Origin of the sequence: Dactylosporangium aurantiacum (genome assembly GCF_000716715.1) — a bacterium.
Taxonomy (GTDB): domain Bacteria; phylum Actinomycetota; class Actinomycetes; order Mycobacteriales; family Micromonosporaceae; genus Dactylosporangium; species Dactylosporangium aurantiacum.
This window is the reverse complement of sequence record NZ_JNYJ01000035.1, coordinates 18,318-34,855: the sequence shown is the minus strand read 5'-3', so window position 1 is coordinate 34,855 and position 16,538 is coordinate 18,318. Positions and strand designations below refer to the sequence as shown.

The 16,538-nt window shown below is 72.2% G+C and carries 13 protein-coding genes; 9 read left to right on the top strand and 4 right to left on the bottom strand.

Annotated elements, in window-relative coordinates:
- The first annotated feature begins 66 nt into the window (after positions 1–66).
- Positions 67–1,119, top strand: a complete 1,053-nt coding sequence (locus tag OP18_RS32775; RefSeq protein ID WP_033362990.1) for an alpha/beta fold hydrolase — start codon at positions 67–69, stop codon at positions 1,117–1,119.
- Here the strand turns inward: OP18_RS32775 and OP18_RS32770 are convergent.
- Together OP18_RS32770 and trmB are read right to left on the bottom strand one after the other, a co-directional pair.
- Positions 1,116–3,620, bottom strand: coding sequence for a DEAD/DEAH box helicase (locus OP18_RS32770; protein ID WP_033363083.1), 2,505 nt, complete (start codon positions 3,618–3,620; stop codon positions 1,116–1,118). The genes OP18_RS32775 and OP18_RS32770 overlap by 4 nt on opposite strands.
- An 8-nt stretch (positions 3,621–3,628) precedes the next feature.
- Positions 3,629–4,276: a tRNA (guanosine(46)-N7)-methyltransferase TrmB gene (gene trmB / locus OP18_RS32765; protein WP_033362989.1), complete on the bottom strand. Its 648-nt coding sequence runs from the start codon at positions 4,274–4,276 to the stop codon at positions 3,629–3,631.
- Between the two features lie 60 nt (positions 4,277–4,336).
- Here trmB and OP18_RS32760 point away from each other — a divergent pair, with 60 nt between their 5' ends.
- Positions 4,337–4,822, top strand: coding sequence for a cupin domain-containing protein (locus OP18_RS32760; protein WP_033362988.1), 486 nt, complete (start codon positions 4,337–4,339; stop codon positions 4,820–4,822).
- A 363-nt stretch (positions 4,823–5,185) separates the two neighbouring features.
- On the opposite strand, the gene OP18_RS32755 is transcribed toward OP18_RS32760, so the two are convergent.
- A complete protein-coding gene (locus OP18_RS32755; protein WP_389253608.1) occupies positions 5,186–6,628 on the bottom strand; it encodes an aminopeptidase P family protein in 1,443 nt (480 codons plus the stop codon).
- A gap of 125 nt (positions 6,629–6,753) precedes the next feature.
- Between OP18_RS32755 and asnB the strand changes: the two genes are divergently transcribed.
- From asnB to OP18_RS32720, 7 genes are all read left to right on the top strand, one after another.
- Complete coding sequence (asnB, locus tag OP18_RS32750) at positions 6,754–8,706, top strand: asparagine synthase (glutamine-hydrolyzing) (RefSeq protein WP_052387674.1); 1,953 nt, start codon at positions 6,754–6,756, stop codon at positions 8,704–8,706.
- A gap of 53 nt (positions 8,707–8,759) precedes the next feature.
- A complete protein-coding gene (locus OP18_RS32745; RefSeq protein WP_033362986.1) occupies positions 8,760–9,866 on the top strand; it encodes an AAA family ATPase in 1,107 nt (368 codons plus the stop codon).
- Between the two features lie 12 nt (positions 9,867–9,878).
- A complete protein-coding gene (locus tag OP18_RS32740) occupies positions 9,879–10,820 on the top strand; it encodes a PfkB family carbohydrate kinase (protein ID WP_033362985.1) in 942 nt (313 codons plus the stop codon).
- A gap of 81 nt (positions 10,821–10,901) precedes the next feature.
- Positions 10,902–11,639, top strand: coding sequence for a hypothetical protein (locus OP18_RS32735; RefSeq protein WP_156089963.1), 738 nt, complete (start codon positions 10,902–10,904; stop codon positions 11,637–11,639).
- A gap of 77 nt (positions 11,640–11,716) precedes the next feature.
- Positions 11,717–12,244, top strand: coding sequence for a YbhB/YbcL family Raf kinase inhibitor-like protein (locus tag OP18_RS32730; RefSeq protein ID WP_033362983.1), 528 nt, complete (start codon positions 11,717–11,719; stop codon positions 12,242–12,244).
- Positions 12,245–12,368: 124 nt separating this feature from the next.
- Positions 12,369–12,734: a hypothetical protein gene (locus OP18_RS32725; RefSeq protein ID WP_156089962.1), complete on the top strand. Its 366-nt coding sequence runs from the start codon at positions 12,369–12,371 to the stop codon at positions 12,732–12,734.
- A 196-nt stretch (positions 12,735–12,930) separates the two neighbouring features.
- Positions 12,931–15,699 (top strand): aconitate hydratase, encoded by a 2,769-nt coding sequence (locus OP18_RS32720; RefSeq protein ID WP_033362981.1) that lies wholly within the window; start codon positions 12,931–12,933, stop codon positions 15,697–15,699.
- A gap of 519 nt (positions 15,700–16,218) precedes the next feature.
- On the opposite strand, the gene OP18_RS57830 is transcribed toward OP18_RS32720, so the two are convergent.
- Positions 16,219–16,362, bottom strand: coding sequence for a hypothetical protein (locus tag OP18_RS57830; RefSeq protein ID WP_156089961.1), 144 nt, complete (start codon positions 16,360–16,362; stop codon positions 16,219–16,221).
- Positions 16,363–16,538 lie beyond the last annotated feature (176 nt).

The window sequence follows — 16,538 nt, the reverse complement described above, 5'->3', positions numbered from 1 at the left end:
CGGTGATCGTACCGTCTGACACAAACGTCTTGCACATCTGTCTAACACGGTTGTACAGTTCTCGGCATGACCACCGCGCTGATCGTTCTCGCCGCCGCCCTCGCCGTCCTCGCCGCCCCGCTGACCGTCCGGACCGTCCTCAAGCGCCGCGCCGCCGCGCGGGCCCGCATCACCTCCCCCAACGGCATCGTCGAGGGCCGCTACGTGCGCATCGGCGGCGTCGAGCAGTGGCTGCAGATCCGGGGCGAGGACCGGGCCAACCCGGTGCTGCTGGTCGTGCACGGCGGCCCGGGCTCGCCGTACTCGGTGTTCACCGCCGTGCAGCGCGAGTGGGAGCGGCACTTCACCGTCGTGCACTGGGACCGCCGCGGCTGCGGCCGCACCCTGCGCCGCAACGGCATGCCGGCGCCGCGGGACCTCACGTTCGAGCGGATGGTCGCCGACGGCATCGAGGTCGCCGAGCACGTCCGCGCACACCTCGGCAAGGACCGGGTGATCCTGATGGCGGGCTCGATGGGCACCATCGTCGGCCTGCCGATGGCGCGCCGGCGCCCCGACCTGTTCAGCGCGTACGTCGGCACCGACTTCTACGTCGACATGGTCGCCAACGAGCGGCAGGGCCGGGCGGACACCCTGGCCCGCCTGCGCGCCGCCGGCAACACCCGCGGCGTCGCGGCCCTGCAGGCCCTGGACCCGGACCCGCGCACCTGGGACGTGAAGGCGTGGGGCCGGCGCATGCAGTGGTCGATGGGCACCGACCCGGCCAACCCGAACGGCGGCCTGAAGACCCTGTTCTCGCTGCTGCTGACGAAGCCGGACTACTCGCTGCGGGACGTGGTCGCCTGGCTGAAGGGCTTCGCGGCGGTGCGGGACGCGATGTTCGCCGAGTTCATGCGCTTCGACGCCCGCGAGGGCGGCACCCGGCTGGAGATCCCGTTCCACCTGTTCCAGGGCGCGCAGGACGTCGTCACCCTGACCGGCCCCGCGGTGGAGTACTTCGCCGAGGTCGACGCCCCGGCGAAGTCCCTGGTCCTCATCGAGGGCGCGTCACACTTCGCCGCGTTCACCCATCCCGCCGAGTTCCTGGCGGCGCTGCGCACCGTGCCCGCCGCCGCCTAACCGTCCGACATGGGGCCGACGGCGGTCACGCGGATCGCGGCGAAGCCCGTCGCGTCCGACTCGGCCAGGTCGACCTCGGCGGTGATGCCCCAGTCACGGTCGCCCGCGGGGTCGTCGAAGATCTGGCGCACGAACCACCGGTCCGGCTTCTGCTCGATGACGAGCAGGGCCGGACCTCTGGCGTCGGGGCCGACGCCGAGCGAGTCGTACTCGTCGAAGTAGTCCTCGATCGCGTCCTGCCAGTCGTCGGCGGTGAACCCGTGCTCGCCGTCCAGCTCGCCGAGCTCGTCGAAGCGGCGCAGCGCGGCCAGCTCCACCCGGCGGAACAGGGCGTTGCGGACCAGTACCCGGAAGGCGCGCAGGTTGCGGGTGACGGCCGGCGGCCGGTCGTCGAGCACCGCCGCCTCGCCCTCCTCGCCGGGGTTGCGCAGCCGCTCCCACTCGTCGATGAGGCTCGAGTCGACCTGCCGGACCAGCTCGCCGAGCCACTCGATGATGTCGGTGAGCTCCTCGGTCCGGGCGTCCTCCGGCACCGTCTGGCGCAGCGCCTTGAACGCGTCGGCCAGGTAGCGCAGCACGAGCCCTTCGGAGCGGGACAGGCTGTAGAAGCCGACGTACTCGACGAACGTCATCGCCCGCTCGTACATGTCGCGGACCACGGACTTCGGGCTCACCTGGTAGTCGGCGACCCACGGGTGGCCTTGCTTGTAGAGGTGGTACGCGTTGTCGAGCAGCTCGGCGAGCGGCTTCGGGTGGGTGACGCTGTCCAGCAGCTCCAGGCGCTGCTCGTACTCGATGCCCTCGGCCTTCATCGCGGCGACGGCCTCACCGCGGGCCTTGAACTGCTGCGCCGACAGGATCTGCCGCGGGTCGTCCAGGGTCGACTCGATGACCGACAGCACGTCCAGGGCGTACGCGGGCGCGTCCCGGTCGAGCAGCTCGATCGCGGCGAGCGCGAACGGCGACAGCGGCTGGTTGAGCGCGAAGTCCATCTGCAGGTCGACGGTGAGCCGGACCCGCCGGCCCTCCTCGTCGGGCTCCGGCAGCTGCTCGACGACCCCGCCGGCCAGCAGCGCCCGGTAGATGGCGATGGCGCGGCGGATCAGCCGGCGCTGCGAGTGCACGTCCTCGTGGTTCTGCGTCAGCAGGTGCCGCATCGCGGCGAACGCGTCGCCGGGGCGGCTGATCACGTTGAGCAGCATCGCGTGCGAGACCTGGAAGCTGGAGCGCAACGGCTCGGGCTCCGCGTCGACGAGCCGGTCGAAGGTCGGGCGCCCCCAGCCGATCGAACCCTCCGGCGGCTTCTTGCGCACGACCTTGCGGCGCTTCTTCGGGTCGTCGCCGGCCTTCGCGAGGGCCCGCTCGTTGTCGATGACGTGGTCGGGCGCCTGCACCACGACGGTGCCGATGGTGTCGAAGCCGGCCCGGCCCGCCCGCCCGGCGATCTGGTGGAACTCCCGGGCGTACAGCAGGCGGGTCTTCTGCCCGTCGTACTTCGACAGGGCGGTGAACAGCACGGTGCGGATCGGCACGTTGATGCCGACGCCGAGGGTGTCGGTGCCGCAGATGACCTTGAGCAGCCCGGCCTGGGCGAGGGTCTCCACGAGGCGGCGGTACTTGGGCAGCATGCCCGCGTGGTGCACGCCGATGCCGTGCCGGACGAGCCGGGACAGGGTCTTGCCGAACCCGGCGGTGAACCGGAACCGGCCGATCGCCTCGGCGATCATGTCCTTCTCCGCGCGGGTCGACACGTTGATGCTCATCAGCGCCTGCGCCCGCTCCAGCGCCGCCGCCTGCGTGAAGTGCACGATGTAGACCGGCGCCTGCTTCGTGCTCAGCAGCTCCTCGATCGTCTCGTGCAGCGGGTCCATCGAGTAGTGGAACATCAGCGGCACGGGCCGCTCGGCGTTCTTCACCACGGCCGTCGGCCGCCCCGTGCGCGCCGTCAGGTCGTCGACGAACCGGGTGACGTCGCCGAGCGTCGCGGACATCAGCACGAACTGCGCCTGCGGCAGCTCGATCAGCGGCACCTGCCACGCCCAGCCGCGGTCGGGCTCGGCGTAGAAGTGGAACTCGTCCATGACGACGACGCCCACGTCGGCCGTGGCGCCGTCGCGCAGCGCGATGTTGGCGAGGATCTCCGCCGTGCAGCAGATGATGGGCGCGTCGGCGTTGACGGACGCGTCGCCGGTGAGCATGCCCACGTTCTCGGCGCCGAACATCGCCACGAGCGCGAAGAACTTCTCCGACACCAGCGCCTTGATCGGCGCCGTGTAGAACGTCGTGCGATCCGTGGCCAGGGCGGCGAAGTGCGCCCCGGCGGCGACGAGGCTCTTGCCGGAGCCCGTCGGGGTGCTCAGGATCAGGTTCGCCCCGGAGACGATCTCCATCAGCGACTCTTCCTGGTGCGGGTACAGCTCCAGGCCCTGTTCCTTGGCCCAGGCGGCGAACGCGTCGAAGACGGCGTCGGGGTCCCCGCCCCGCGGGACCCGGGCGGCCAGGCCCGCGGTCACGACTTCACGAACATCAGGTCGGCGGGCGTGCGCCCGGCTGCCAGGGCCCGCTGCTCGAACTTCGTCACCGGCCGCGACTGCGGCCGCGGCGCGTAGCCGTCGTACCGGTTGCGCAGCGTCGGCTCCGCGGTCAGCGTCTGCAGCATCCACTCGGCGTAGCCGAGGTCGTCGGTCGCGCAGTGCAGCAGCCCGCCGGCCCGCAGCTTCGCGCTGAGCAGCGCGGCGTTGGCCGGTTGGATGAGCCGCCGCTTGTGGTGCCGCGCCTTCGGCCACGGGTCGGGGAAGAACACGTGCACCGCGGCCAGCGACGCGTCCGGGATGTGCTCGCGGCACAGGTCGAGGGCGTCCACGCTGACCACGCGCAGGTTCGTCAGGCCGCGCCGCTCGATGTTGGCCAGCAGGTTCGCCACCCCGGGGGTGTGGATCTCGACCGCGAGGTAGCGCCGCCCGGGGTCCGCGGCGGCCATCTCGAGGGTCGCCTCCCCCATCCCGGACCCGATCTCCAGCACGTCCACCGGATCCCCCGGCTCGAACCCGTGCCGCGGCGCCAGCCGCTCCAGCGCGTCGAAGTGCCGGCCACTGAGCCGCCCCCGGCGCGGATGATATGTCCGGATGGGCTTGCGGATGCGCTCGATGGTCGTCACGGGGTCAACAGCCTACCCGTCCCGGCCGGGACGCCCACCGCGGCGCCGTATTGTTGGCATATGTCCTATCCACCGCCGTACTATCTCGGCCCAGCCGGCGAGGTGTCCGCGACGTACCGCCCCGCGGCCACCGCACCGGACCTCACCTACGCCAACGGCAACACCGTGCACTACCTCGCCACCGGCGAGTCGACCCATGGGCTGTTCGGCCTGTACCGGTGGGAGATGAGCGCCGCGCGCAGCGGCCCCGCCCCGCACTACCACCGCTCGATCTCCGAGTCGTTCTACATCCTGTCCGGCTCGGTGCGCATCTACGACGGCAAGCGCTGGATCGACACCGCCCCCGGCGACTTCGTCCACGTCCCGGAGGGCGGCATCCACGCCTTCGCCAACGAGTCCGGCGAGCCCGCCTCCATGCTGCTGCACTTCTCCCCGGGCGCGCCCCGCGAGGCGTACTTCGAGGGCCTGCCGAACCTGTCCACCCTCACCCCCCTGGAACGCGACGAGTTCATGCTCACCCACGACACCTTCTGGCTCGACGACTAGCCCGACGACCGGCCGGCGCCACCGCCGGGACGAGGACAGGCGGGGCAACCACCCCGGCCCCGCCAAGTCCAGCCCCGCCGGGAAAGCGCGACCACAACGACTCCGCCAAGTCCAGCCCGCCGGGAAATCGCGACCACCACGGCTCCGCCCTGTCCAGCCCCGCTAGGAGAGGGCGACCACCACGGCTCCGCCCCGTCCAACCCCCCACGAAAGCCCAACCACGACGAAGCCAGGAAGCGCAGCGCCCAATCTCCCCAGTCGGTGCAGGTCGGAAAGTGCGACCGCAGGGAGCATGGGGGCCGCGGGTGGGAACCCCCGCCGCCGCGCCGGAGGCGCGGCAGCTAGCACAGCGCGGCAGCTGGCTCAGCCCGGCAGGCGCGGGCCGGCCGCGCGCTGGGTGGCGAGCCACTCCTCGACCGCCGTCGCCGACCTCGGCAGCGCCTCGGACATGACGACGGCGCCGGTCGGGGTGACCAGGACGTCGTCCTCGATGCGGACGCCGATGCCGTGCAGCTCGGCCGGGACGAACTCGTCCTCGGGCTGGAAGTACAGGCCCGGCTCGACGGTGAGGACGTAGCCGGCCTCCAGGACGCCCTCGCGGTAACGCTCCTTGCGGGCGGTCGCGCAGTCGTGGACGTCGAGGCCGAGCATGTGGCCGAAGCCGTGCAGCGTCCAGCGGCGGTAGAAGATGCAGGCGGGATCCATCGCCTCGTCCACGCTGACCGGGAGGATGCCCAGGTCGGACAGGCCCTCAGCGAGGACGCGCATGCAGGCCTGGTGCACGTCGGCGAAGCGGGTGCCGGCCCTGATGGCGTCGATGCCGGCCTGCTGGGAGTGGAAGACCAGGTCGTAGATCTGGCGCTGCAGCGGGGTGAACGTGCCGGAGACGGGGACGGTGCGGGTGACGTCGGCGGTGTACAGGTGGCGGTTCTCCACGCCCATGTCCATGAGGAGCAGGTCGCCGGGGCGGGTGCGGCCGTCGTTGCGGGTCCAGTGCAGGATCGCGCCGTGGGCGCCGTTGCCGACGATGGAGCCGTAGCCGACGGTGTTGCCGTCGTGCCGGGCGCGCAGGCTGAACACGCCGTCGATGAGGCGTTCGCTGACGGGGCGGTCGGCGGGCAGGATCCGGGCGACGTCCTCGAAGCCGCGGGTGGTCGCGTCGATCGCGTCCTGCAGCTGCTCGATCTCCCACGCGTCCTTCACCAGGCGCAGCTCGCCCAGCACGGTGGCCAGCTCCTCGTCGCGGGCCGTGGACGCGGAGCGGACGCCGGCGTCGACGCGTGGGTCGTACCCGCGCAGGACCCTGGTGCGGCCGGGCGCCGCGTCGTCGAGCGCGGCCGGCAGCTCGTCGAGGTGCGCGGTCTGCAGCTGCAGCTCGGTGGCCTTCTCCTGCAGGGTGTGCCGCCGGCCGATCCACAGCTCGCCGTGGTTGCGGTCGCGGAAGAACTCGTCGGTGTCGCGGGGCGAGCGGGGGCGCAGGTACAGGGTGGCGTCGTGCCCGCTGTCGGTGGGGCGCAGCACGAGGACGGCCTCGGGGTCGTGCTCGCCGGTGAGCCACACGTGCTCGGTGCCCGGGCGGAACGGGTGGTACGTGTCGTTGGACCGGACCTTGTCGACGCCTGTCGGGATGATCAGCGTCTCGCCGGGGAAGGCCGCGGACAGTTCGCCGCGGCGCTTGGCGTGGTCCGGCGCCTCGGGGCGCGGGGCGACGTCGAGTGTGGTGTCGCGCCAGCCGGTGCGCATGAACTCGATGAACCGGTCCGGGAAATCCGGATCGTGCGACTGGCCGCCCGCTGACTCGTCCATCTCCGCCTGTCCCATCGCTGCGAATTCGTGCTCCTCCTGCGACGGTACCCCGTGCGAGACTTTGTCCTGGAGCACCTTTCGATCAAGCAAGGGCACGGCAAGGGCAGCGCGAGGGCGGAGGACGGATGGCTGGTCTTCTCACCTTCGTCAGCGCCCGTGGGCGGGCCGCGGCGCACCGCGAGCGGGTCGTCGAGGCGCTGGAGCTGCTGCGGCACCGCGGGCCCGACGACACCAACGTGGTCGTCACCGACGACGTCGTCTTCGGCGCGGACCGCCTCGCCGTGACCGACCTCACGGGCGGGCGCCAGCCGGTGTCGTTCCCGCCGATGGGGGTGACCCGCGGCCGGTATCTCATCGTGTTCGACGGCGCGGTCTACAACGCCGCCGAGCTGCGCGAGGAGCTGGTCGAGGACCGGGGCGCCGACTTCGCCACCGAGTCGGAGGCGGAGGTCATCCTCGCCGCGTACCACCACTGGGGCCCGAGCGTGCTGAGCCGCCTGCGGGGCATGTTCGCGTTCGTCATCTGGGACGGCTCCGCCCGGCGCGCCTTCGGCGCGCGTGACCCGTATGGCGTGAAGCCGCTGTACCAGCTGACCACCGACGACGGCGTCTACCTCGCCTCGGAGCGCAAGGCCCTGCTGCCGTTCGTCGCCGAGGAGCGGCGGGCCGCGGTGGACCCGGCGAACCTGCAGCACTACCTGACGATGCAGTACGTGCCGGAGCCGGCCACGATGCACCCCGACATCCGGCGGCTCGGCGCGGGCGAGTCGTTCGTGTACACGCCCGGCGGCCCCCTGGCCAACCGCCGCTACAGCCAGCTGGACCTGCGGCCCACCCCCACCGGCGACGAGGACGGCCTGGTCCGGCGGATCACCGAGGGGTTGCGCGACAGTGTCCGCGCGCACCTGAAGGCCGACGTGCCGGTCGGCGCGTTCCTGTCCAGCGGCATCGACTCCACCGCGATCGTCGCGCTCGCTGCCGAGGCGGACCCGCAGCTGCGCACGTACACGGTGGGCTACGACATCGCGCAGTTCTCCGAGATCGAGGTGGCCGAGCAGTCGGCCCGGGCGCTCGGCGTGCGCAACACCGCGACGGTCGTGAACCCCGCGGACCTGATGCGGGCGCTGCCGCGCATCGTGTGGCACCTCGACGACCCGGTCGCCGACCCGGCGCTCGTCCCGCTGTTCCTGCTCGCCGAGCGGGCCGCCCGGGACGTGACCGTCGTGCTCGGCGGTGACGGCGCCGACGAGCTGTTCGGCGGGTACCCGATCTACCGGGAGCCGCTGTCGCTGGCCGGCGTCAGCCACCTGCCCGACTCGATGCAGCGGGGCCTGCGGGCGGTGTCGCGGGTGATCCCGCAGGGGGTGAAGGGCAAGAGCTTCCTGGAGCGCGGGACCACCCCGATCGAGGAGCGCTACTACGGCAACGCCCGGATCTTCTCCGAGGAGGAGAAGGCGGCGCTGCTGCGGCACTACACGGCCGGCATCCGGCACACCGACGTCACCGCCCCGGTGTTCAAGGAGGCCAGCGCCCTCGACGACGTCGCCACCATGCAGTACATCGACCTGTACACGTGGCTGCGCGGCGACATCCTCGTCAAGGCCGACCGGATGACGATGGCGCACGGGCTGCAGCTGCGCACCCCGTTCCTGGACCGGGCCGTGTTCGAGGTGGCCTCGACGCTGCCGAGCGAGCTGAAGGTGCCGCCGCGCTCGCAGGAGACGAAGGCGGCGCTGCGCCGGGCCTTGGCGGGGATCGTCCCGGAGCCGATCGTCAACCGCAAGAAGCTCGGCTTCCCGGTGCCGATCCGGCCGTGGCTGCGCACGGAGATGCACGACTGGGCGCACGGCATCCTCGACTCCTCCGGCGCCGGCGACCTGCTCGACCTCGACGTGGTCCGGGGCCTGCTCAAGGCGCACCGCAAGAAGGAGGCCGACCACTCCCGCAAGATCTGGACGGTGCTCGTCTTCTGCGTGTGGCACGCCGTGTTCGTCACCGGCCAGCTCAAACCGGTGATCCCCGACGCGGTGCCGCACCGCCACACGGTCCCGGAGAGCCTGGGGTTAGATCCTTGGTGATCTCCACGGCTTCGCCGGTCTCCCGGCCCGGCGGCGCCTAGCCTCGGCAGGCGATGCTGCTCAAGTTCAGGCTCCAGAACCACCGCTCCGTCCGTGACATCCAGGAGCTGACCATGCTCTGCGGGCCCGACGGCGGCTTCGGCGTGCCGCTCGGCCACGGCGGGACGCTGCGCGTGTCGCCGCTGTGCGGAATCTTCGGCGGGACCGCCGCCGGCAAGTCGACCGTGCTGCGGGCGATGTCGACGCTGCGGGCACTCGCCGCGTCCGGCAGCGACGTCCGCGACGCCACCCAACGCTTCGAGCCGTTCCAGCTCGACCCGGCCGCACGGCTGCTGCCGACCCGGCTCGAGGTGGAGTTCCTGGTCGACGGTGTGCGGTACGTGTACGGCTGCGCGTACAAGCGCGACGAGATCGCCGGGGAGTGGCTGCACGCCACCGACCGGGACCGCCGGCGCGTCTGGTTCGAGCGGGACCGCACCGGCTTCCGCTGCCTGCCGGAGAGCCGCCTGGACCACCTCGCCGCCGCCTGCGAACCGGACACGACCCTGCTCTCCCTCGGCGGGGACATCGAGCACCCGTGGCTCGCCCCGGTCGCCGCCTGGCTGCGCGGCGTCCGCACCGTGCGGCTGACCCCCGGCGCCCGGCTCGCCGGCGGCCTGGCGCACCTCGCCGACCGGTGGAGCGAGCAGCTGACGCTGCTGGTCAGCCACGCCGACCTCGGCGTCGTCGGGGTCGAGCGGGACCTGCTGCGGCTGGTCCACGCCGGCCGCACCGGCCCCGCGGCGCTCGGCGGCTGGGCCGAGTCCGACGGCACCATCGCCTGGCTGGACCTGCTCGCGGCGCTGCTGCCGATGCTGGAGCGCGGCGGGGTCCTCCTCGTCGACGACCTCGACGCCGCCGTGCACCCGAGCCTGGCCGCGGAGACCCTGCGGCTGCTGCGCGACCGGGACCTCAACCCGGCCCGCGCCCAGCTGGTGTTCACCGCGCGTGCCCCGTTCGTCCCCGGCACCGACGACCTGCCGGTCCTGGACCCCGACCAGATCTGGTACGCCACGAAGGACGCCGAGGGTGCGACGGCCCTCGGCCGGGAACCCGCGGTGAGCCAGCTCGGCCCCGGCGACCTGGCCCGCGAGCTCTGGCTGGCGCGTCAGCCGAAGTGATGTACTGGCCGGATGACACGACACGCGGTGGTCATCGGTGAGGCGCTGGTCGACCTGCTGGAGTCCTCCGCCGACTCCCCTGCGGAGCCGGCCGGGCAGCTCGTCTACCACCCGGCGATCGGCGGGGCGCCGCTGAACGTCGCCGTCGGCATCGCCCGGCTCGGCGCGCCCAGCGAGTTCGCCGGCTCCGTCGGCGACGACCCCTGGGCCGGCCGGATCCTGGACTTCCTCACCGCCGCCGGCGTCGGCACCCGCGGCGTGGTCACCGTTCCCGGCGTCGCGACCACCCTCGCCGTCACCACGTTCCGCGGCATCGAGCCGACGTTCCGCTTCTACGGCGACCCGCCCTCCTACGGCCTGCTCGACGCCGGTGACGTCGACACCGACCTCGTCGGCGCCGCCGGCCTGCTCTACTGCGGCTCGATGTGCCTGCTCAGCCCGCCCGTGCTCGCCGCCGCCCGCACCGCCTGGGCGACCCCCGGCCCGGTGCGCGTCTTCGACCCCAACGTCCGCCCCGTCGTCGGCGTCGACCCTGACGTCGTCGCCGAGTTCGCCGCCACCGCCGACCTGGTGAAGCTCAGCTCCGCCGACGCCGCCGCCCTGTGGGGCGAGTCCCCCACGCAGGCCGCGGCCCGGCTGCTCGCCCTCGGCGCGGGCGCCGTGGTGGTGACCATCGGCGCCGAAGGTGCCCTCGTCGCGCACGCCGACGCCACGGTACGCGTCCCCGCCCCCACGGTCTCCCCCGTCGACGCCACCGGCGCGGGCGACGCGACCATGGCCGGCCTGTCCTGGGGCGTCATGACCCGCGGCCTGCCCACCGACCTCGCCGGCTGGGAGGCCCTGACCAGGGTCGCGGTCCACGTGGCCGGCCTGGTCTGCGAGTCCCGCGGCGGCGCCGTCTCCATGCCGACCCTGCCGGCGCTGCGCGCCCGCTTCCCTTCGCTGGAAGTGTGACCGCGCTGGACGTGTGACCCGGAGCCCCGTCGCGCGGCGTGAGTCATGTGGGCGGGTGGATGCGTTCGTACACTGGGCGGTGTGACGCCGGAGCGGCTGGGTCGATACGTGCGCGGCAGCCGGATCGCGGCCGCGGCGGTCGCCGTGGTGCTGGTCGGGCTGCGGGTGGGCTACGAGTTCGGGGTGACCGAGGCGCACACGCCGGTGTGGCTGGCGGTCACCCTCCTGCTGGCCCCCATCGTGCTGCTGAGCGCGGCCTTCATCGGGTTCGGCATCGCGCTGCGGCCGGTGATGCAGCCGCCGCCGTCGGCGCTGCGGGTGCGGGGGGACGCGTTCGTGGTGCCCGGGTCGCCCGTGTGGCTGGGGCGGGCGACGATGGCCTGGGCGTTGCTCGGCACGCTGTTCCTGGAGAGTGACCCGTCGACGCCGCTGGGCCTGCGGGTGACGTTGAACGCGGTCGCCGCGCTGCTCATCGCCCTGGCCGCGATCCCGTTGCTGCGCGGGCCGCGGATCGTGGTGAGCCCCGACGGGCTGGCGATCCGGGCGGGCGGCAGCCGCCGGGTCCGGTGGGACGACCTGGTCAGGGTGCCCCAGCGGCCGTTGCCGTTGACGGTGCGCAGCCCGAAGCTGGCGCTGAGCATCCGCCGGCCGGGGCGGATGGAGCCGGGCTGGCTGCTGGTCCCGCTGGAGATGCTCGCCGTGGAGCCGGTGTTCCTGGGCTCGGTGGTGGAGCACTACGTCGAGCACCCCGACCGGCGCGCCGCGATCGGCACCGAGGCGGAGTACGCGAGGCTGACCGGTACGCCCGGCGGGTCCTGAACTGCGTCACTTGAGCGCCGTGGTCGTTGGGTAAGAGGATCAGGTTAGGAGCAAAGCCCAGCACTAGGAGCGTGCGCATGACCGACCGACCCCGCCCGCCGTCGCCGTTCGACTCGTTGCCCGCGGTGCCGGCGTTCACGCTGACCAGCGAGGACCTCACCGACGGCGGCACGCTGCCCGACGCGCAGGTCTACGAGCGCGGGAACACCTCACCCCACCTGAGCTGGTCGGGGTTCCCGGCCGAGACGAAGAGCTTCGCGTTGACGTGCTACGACCCGGACGCCCCGACCGGCGGCGGGTTCTGGCACTGGATCGTGTATAACCTGCCGGCGAGCGTCACCGAGCTGCCGACAGGTGCGGGCACCGGCGACAAGGACGGCCTGCCGGACGAGGCGATCCACGCCCGCAACGACTACGGCACCCGCGACTTCGGCGGCGCGGCGCCACCGCCGAAGGACGCCCCGCACCGGTACTTCTTCGCGGTGCACGCCCTGGACGTCGACGCCCTCGAGATCGGCGCCGACGCCTCGGCGAACGTGGTGGGCTTCAACGTGGTCGCGCACACCATCGCGCGCGCCGTGCTGGTCTCGTCGTTCGGGTTCTGAACGTTCGGGTTCTGAAGGTTTGCCACGACCCGCGGGCCGCGCCGGCCCGCGGGTCGGGTGGCTGACGCCAGGTGGCAAATCGACGGCAAGGGTCCTGCAAGCCCCGCCCCGCACAGTTGACGGCGTGGATCCCCTCCTTCTCGTCCGGCGCGTGCCGGCGCACCGTCTCGCCGTGACCCGGCGCATCACCGCCGGCTGGGACACGCCCGACGTGCAGTGGTGGGAGCTGGTCGACCCGATCTGCGACGACGAGCAGCCGGCGGCCGCGCTCGCCGCCGTCCAGTCCGACGGGACCACCTTCCGGCTGATCCGGCTCGCCGCGCCGCCCGGGCGGCACGATCTGGCCGTACAGGTGCTGCAAGGACTCGTCGACGCGCTGCGGGCGGGCTCGGCGCACCGGCTCGCGGCCGCGCTGCCGTCGAACGGCCATGACCTGCTGCGCCAGGCGGGCTTCCGGCCGGACCGCGGCACCTGGACCGTCGATCTCTGAGCCGCCCGCGTGAACCCGCTGGGCCAGGGCCGCCGAACAGGCGCGTCAGGCGTGGTGAATCATGTTTCACAGCTTGGTACACGCTTGCGGGTTTAACAAGACGGACGTACGGTTTTCTTGGTTGATGACGACCGGGCATCCCGGTTGCGGAAGACTTGCCCTGACACCCGCCTGATTGACTGTAGGGAGCAACGCCGTGGCGAGCCTCGACACGTTCGGAGCCAAGAGCCAGCTGAGCGTCGGTGACGCCAGCTACGAGATCTTCAAGGTCGACAAGGTCGAGGGCGCCGAGCGCCTGCCCTACAGCCTGAAGATCCTTCTCGAAAACCTGCTGCGCACCGAGGACGGCGCCAACATCACCGCCGAGCACATCCGTGCCCTCGGCCGGTGGGACGCCACCGCCGAGCCCAGCGTCGAGATCCAGTTCACCCCCGCCCGGGTGCTGATGCAGGACTTCACCGGCGTGCCGTGCGTGGTCGACCTGGCCACCATGCGCGAGGCCGTGGTGGAGCTGGGCGGCGACCCGACCCGGGTCAACCCCCTCGCCCCCGCCGAGCTGGTCATCGACCACTCGGTGATCGCCGACCTGTTCGGCCGGCCGGACGCCTTCGAGCGCAACGTCGAGCTGGAGTACGGCCGCAACAAGGAGCGCTACCAGTTCCTGCGCTGGGGCCAGACCGCGTTCAACGAGTTCAAGGTCGTCCCGCCGGGCACCGGCATCGTGCACCAGGTCAACATCGAGTACCTGGCCCCGGTGGTCATGCCGCGCAACGGCCAGGCGTACCCGGACACGGTCGTCGGCACCGACTCGCACACCACCATGGTCAACGGCCTCGGCGTCGTCGGCTGGGGCGTCGGCGGCATCGAGGCCGAGGCCGCGATGCTCGGCCAGCCCGTGTCGATGCTGATCCCGCGGGTCGTCGGGTTCAAGCTCAGCGGCGAGCTGCCGGAGGGCTGCACCGCCACCGACCTGGTGCTCGTCATCACCGAGAAGCTGCGCAAGCACGGCGTCGTCGGCAAGTTCGTCGAGTTCTACGGCCCCGGCGTCAGCGCCGTCCCGCTCGCCAACCGGGCCACGATCGGCAACATGAGCCCCGAGTACGGCTCGACCGTCGCGATCTTCCCGATCGACGACGAGACCATCAAGTACCTGCGCCTCACCGGCCGCGACGAGGCGCAGGTCGCTCTCGTCGAGGCGTACGCGAAGGAGCAGGGCCTCTGGCACGACCCGGCCGCCGAGCCCGACTACTCCGAGCGCCTCGAGCTGGACCTGTCGACGATCGAGCCGTCCCTGGCCGGTCCGAAGCGCCCGCAGGACCGGGTGCCGCTGAAGAGCGCCAAGCCGCTCTTCCGGGGCGTGCTGGGTGACTACGTGACCAGCGACGGCGTGGAGGGCCCCGCCGACGAGGCGAGCGCCGAGTCGTTCCCGGCCAGCGACCCGCCGGCCAACCACGTGCAGGCCAACGGCGACAAGCCGCACGACCTGGTCTCCGCCGCGCGCGGCGCGAACGGCCGGCCGTCGAAGCCGGTGAAGGTCGGCGACTTCGAGCTCGACCACGGCGCCGTCGTCATCGCCGCGATCACCTCGTGCACCAACACGTCCAACCCGCAGGTCATGCTCGGCGCCGGCCTCCTGGCCCGCAACGCCGTGGAGCGGGGTCTCACCACCAAGCCGTGGGTGAAGACCACCCTCGCGCCCGGGTCGAAGGTCGTCACCGACTACTACGAGCGGGCGGGGCTCACCCCGTACCTGAACAAGCTCGGCTTCAACCTGGTCGGGTACGGCTGCACCACCTGCATCGGCAACTCCGGCCCGCTGCCGGAGGCGGTCAGCGCCGCGGTCAACGAGCACGACCTGACCGTCGTGTCGGTGCTGTCCGGCAACCGCAACTTCGAGGGTCGCATCAACCCCGACGTGAAGATGAACTACCTGGCCTCGCCGCCGCTGGTGGTGGCCTACGCCCTGGCCGGCACGATGGACCTGGACCTCACCGGCGAGCCGCTGGGCACCGGCTCCGACGGCCAGCCCGTGTACCTGCGCGACATCTGGCCCACGCCGAAGGAGGTCGAGGACACCATCGCCGCGGCCATCGGCAGCGACCTGTACAAGTCGCGCTACGCCGACGTGTTCGCCGGTGACGAGCAGTGGCAGTCGCTGCCCACCCCGACCGGCAACACGTTCGAGTGGGACGCGTCGTCGACGTACGTGCGCAAGCCCCCGTACTTCGAGGGCATGGCCACCACCCCCGCCCCGGTCTCCGACATCACCGGCGCCCGGGTCCTGGCGAAGCTCGGCGACTCCGTCACCACCGACCACATCTCCCCGGCCGGCTCGATCAAGGCCGACTCCCCCGCCGGCAGGTACCTGGCCGAGCACGGCGTCGACCGCAAGGACTTCAACTCGTACGGCTCCCGCCGCGGCAACCACGAGGTGATGATCCGGGGCACGTTCGCCAACATCCGGCTGCGCAACCAGCTCGCCCCCGGCACCGAGGGCGGCGTCACCGTCAACCACCTCACCGGCGAGCAGACCACCATCTACGACGCGTCCGTCGCGTACGCCGAGGCCGGCACGCCTCTGGTGATCCTCGCGGGCAAGGAGTACGGCTCCGGCTCGTCCCGCGACTGGGCGGCGAAGGGCACCGCGCTGCTCGGCGTGCGCACCGTGATCGCCGAGAGCTACGAGCGCATCCACCGCTCCAACCTCATCGGCATGGGCGTGCTGCCGCTGCAGTACCCGCAGGGCCAGAACGCCGAGTCGCTGGGCCTCACCGGCACCGAGACCTTCACGGTCACCGGCGTCGAGCAGCTCAACGAGGGCACCACGCCCCGCACCGTCACCGTCACCACCGACACCGGCGTCACCTTCGACGCCGTGGTGCGCATCGACACCCCCGGCGAGGCGGACTACTACCGCCACGGCGGCATCCTGCAGTACGTCCTGCGCAAGATGATCGAGGCGTAACCCTTCGCACTCCGCACGACGACGGGCCGGCCACCGCCGAGGTGACCGGCCCGTCGCGCTGCGCGCCACAGCAGGGCGCGTTCTTGCCGGGGAGGCCAGGGCGCTGGCGGTCTCCACGCCGTCCACCCCGTCAGCTGCGACCCCTTCGTGGTGCTGCAACTCGCTGCGTGATGGTCCCGAAGTCACCATCCGCGTTGCCGTCCTACGGCAAACCGATGGCGTCGAGGAATTGCCGTTTCGTTGTGCGGAGTGACCAGCAGCACCGGTTGCCGGTGCTGCTGATCGGCACGTAGTGATTCGACTGGACCCGCCGCAAGGCGCTGACGCATGTTCATGCCGCAATGCTGGCAAGCACCGGGCATCCCCGTCGTCCGGTGCGACAAGGCGGGTTACCACCGGTGTGCTTCGCCACGGACCTCCGGCGAGTTGCGCACCGGTCATCGGGCCCGCGGCCCGGTGCATGGCGCGGCAGCCACCATGCTGCGACCGCTGCCACCGCCGGCGACGGCGGCCGGCGCGTCAGCCGGAGTCGTCCGGCACGCCCTGACGGCGCCAGAACACGCCGGTATCGCGGGCACTGCGGGACTTGCGCCGGCATCGGGCGGCGCAGGAAGCCTCGATCCGCCGCACGATGTCGCCGAACACCAGGACGTCGGGCACCACCGCGCAGTCCGGGAACCACCACGCGCCGCCCGCCGCACCGATCCCTCCAGCACCGCCACATCCGCCGACGCCGCCGTGACCACGGGCACGCCACGCCCGCCGGCACCACCACGTCCGCCAAGGCCGCCGTGACCACAGGCACGCCACACCCGCCGGCACCACCACGCCCGCCGGGG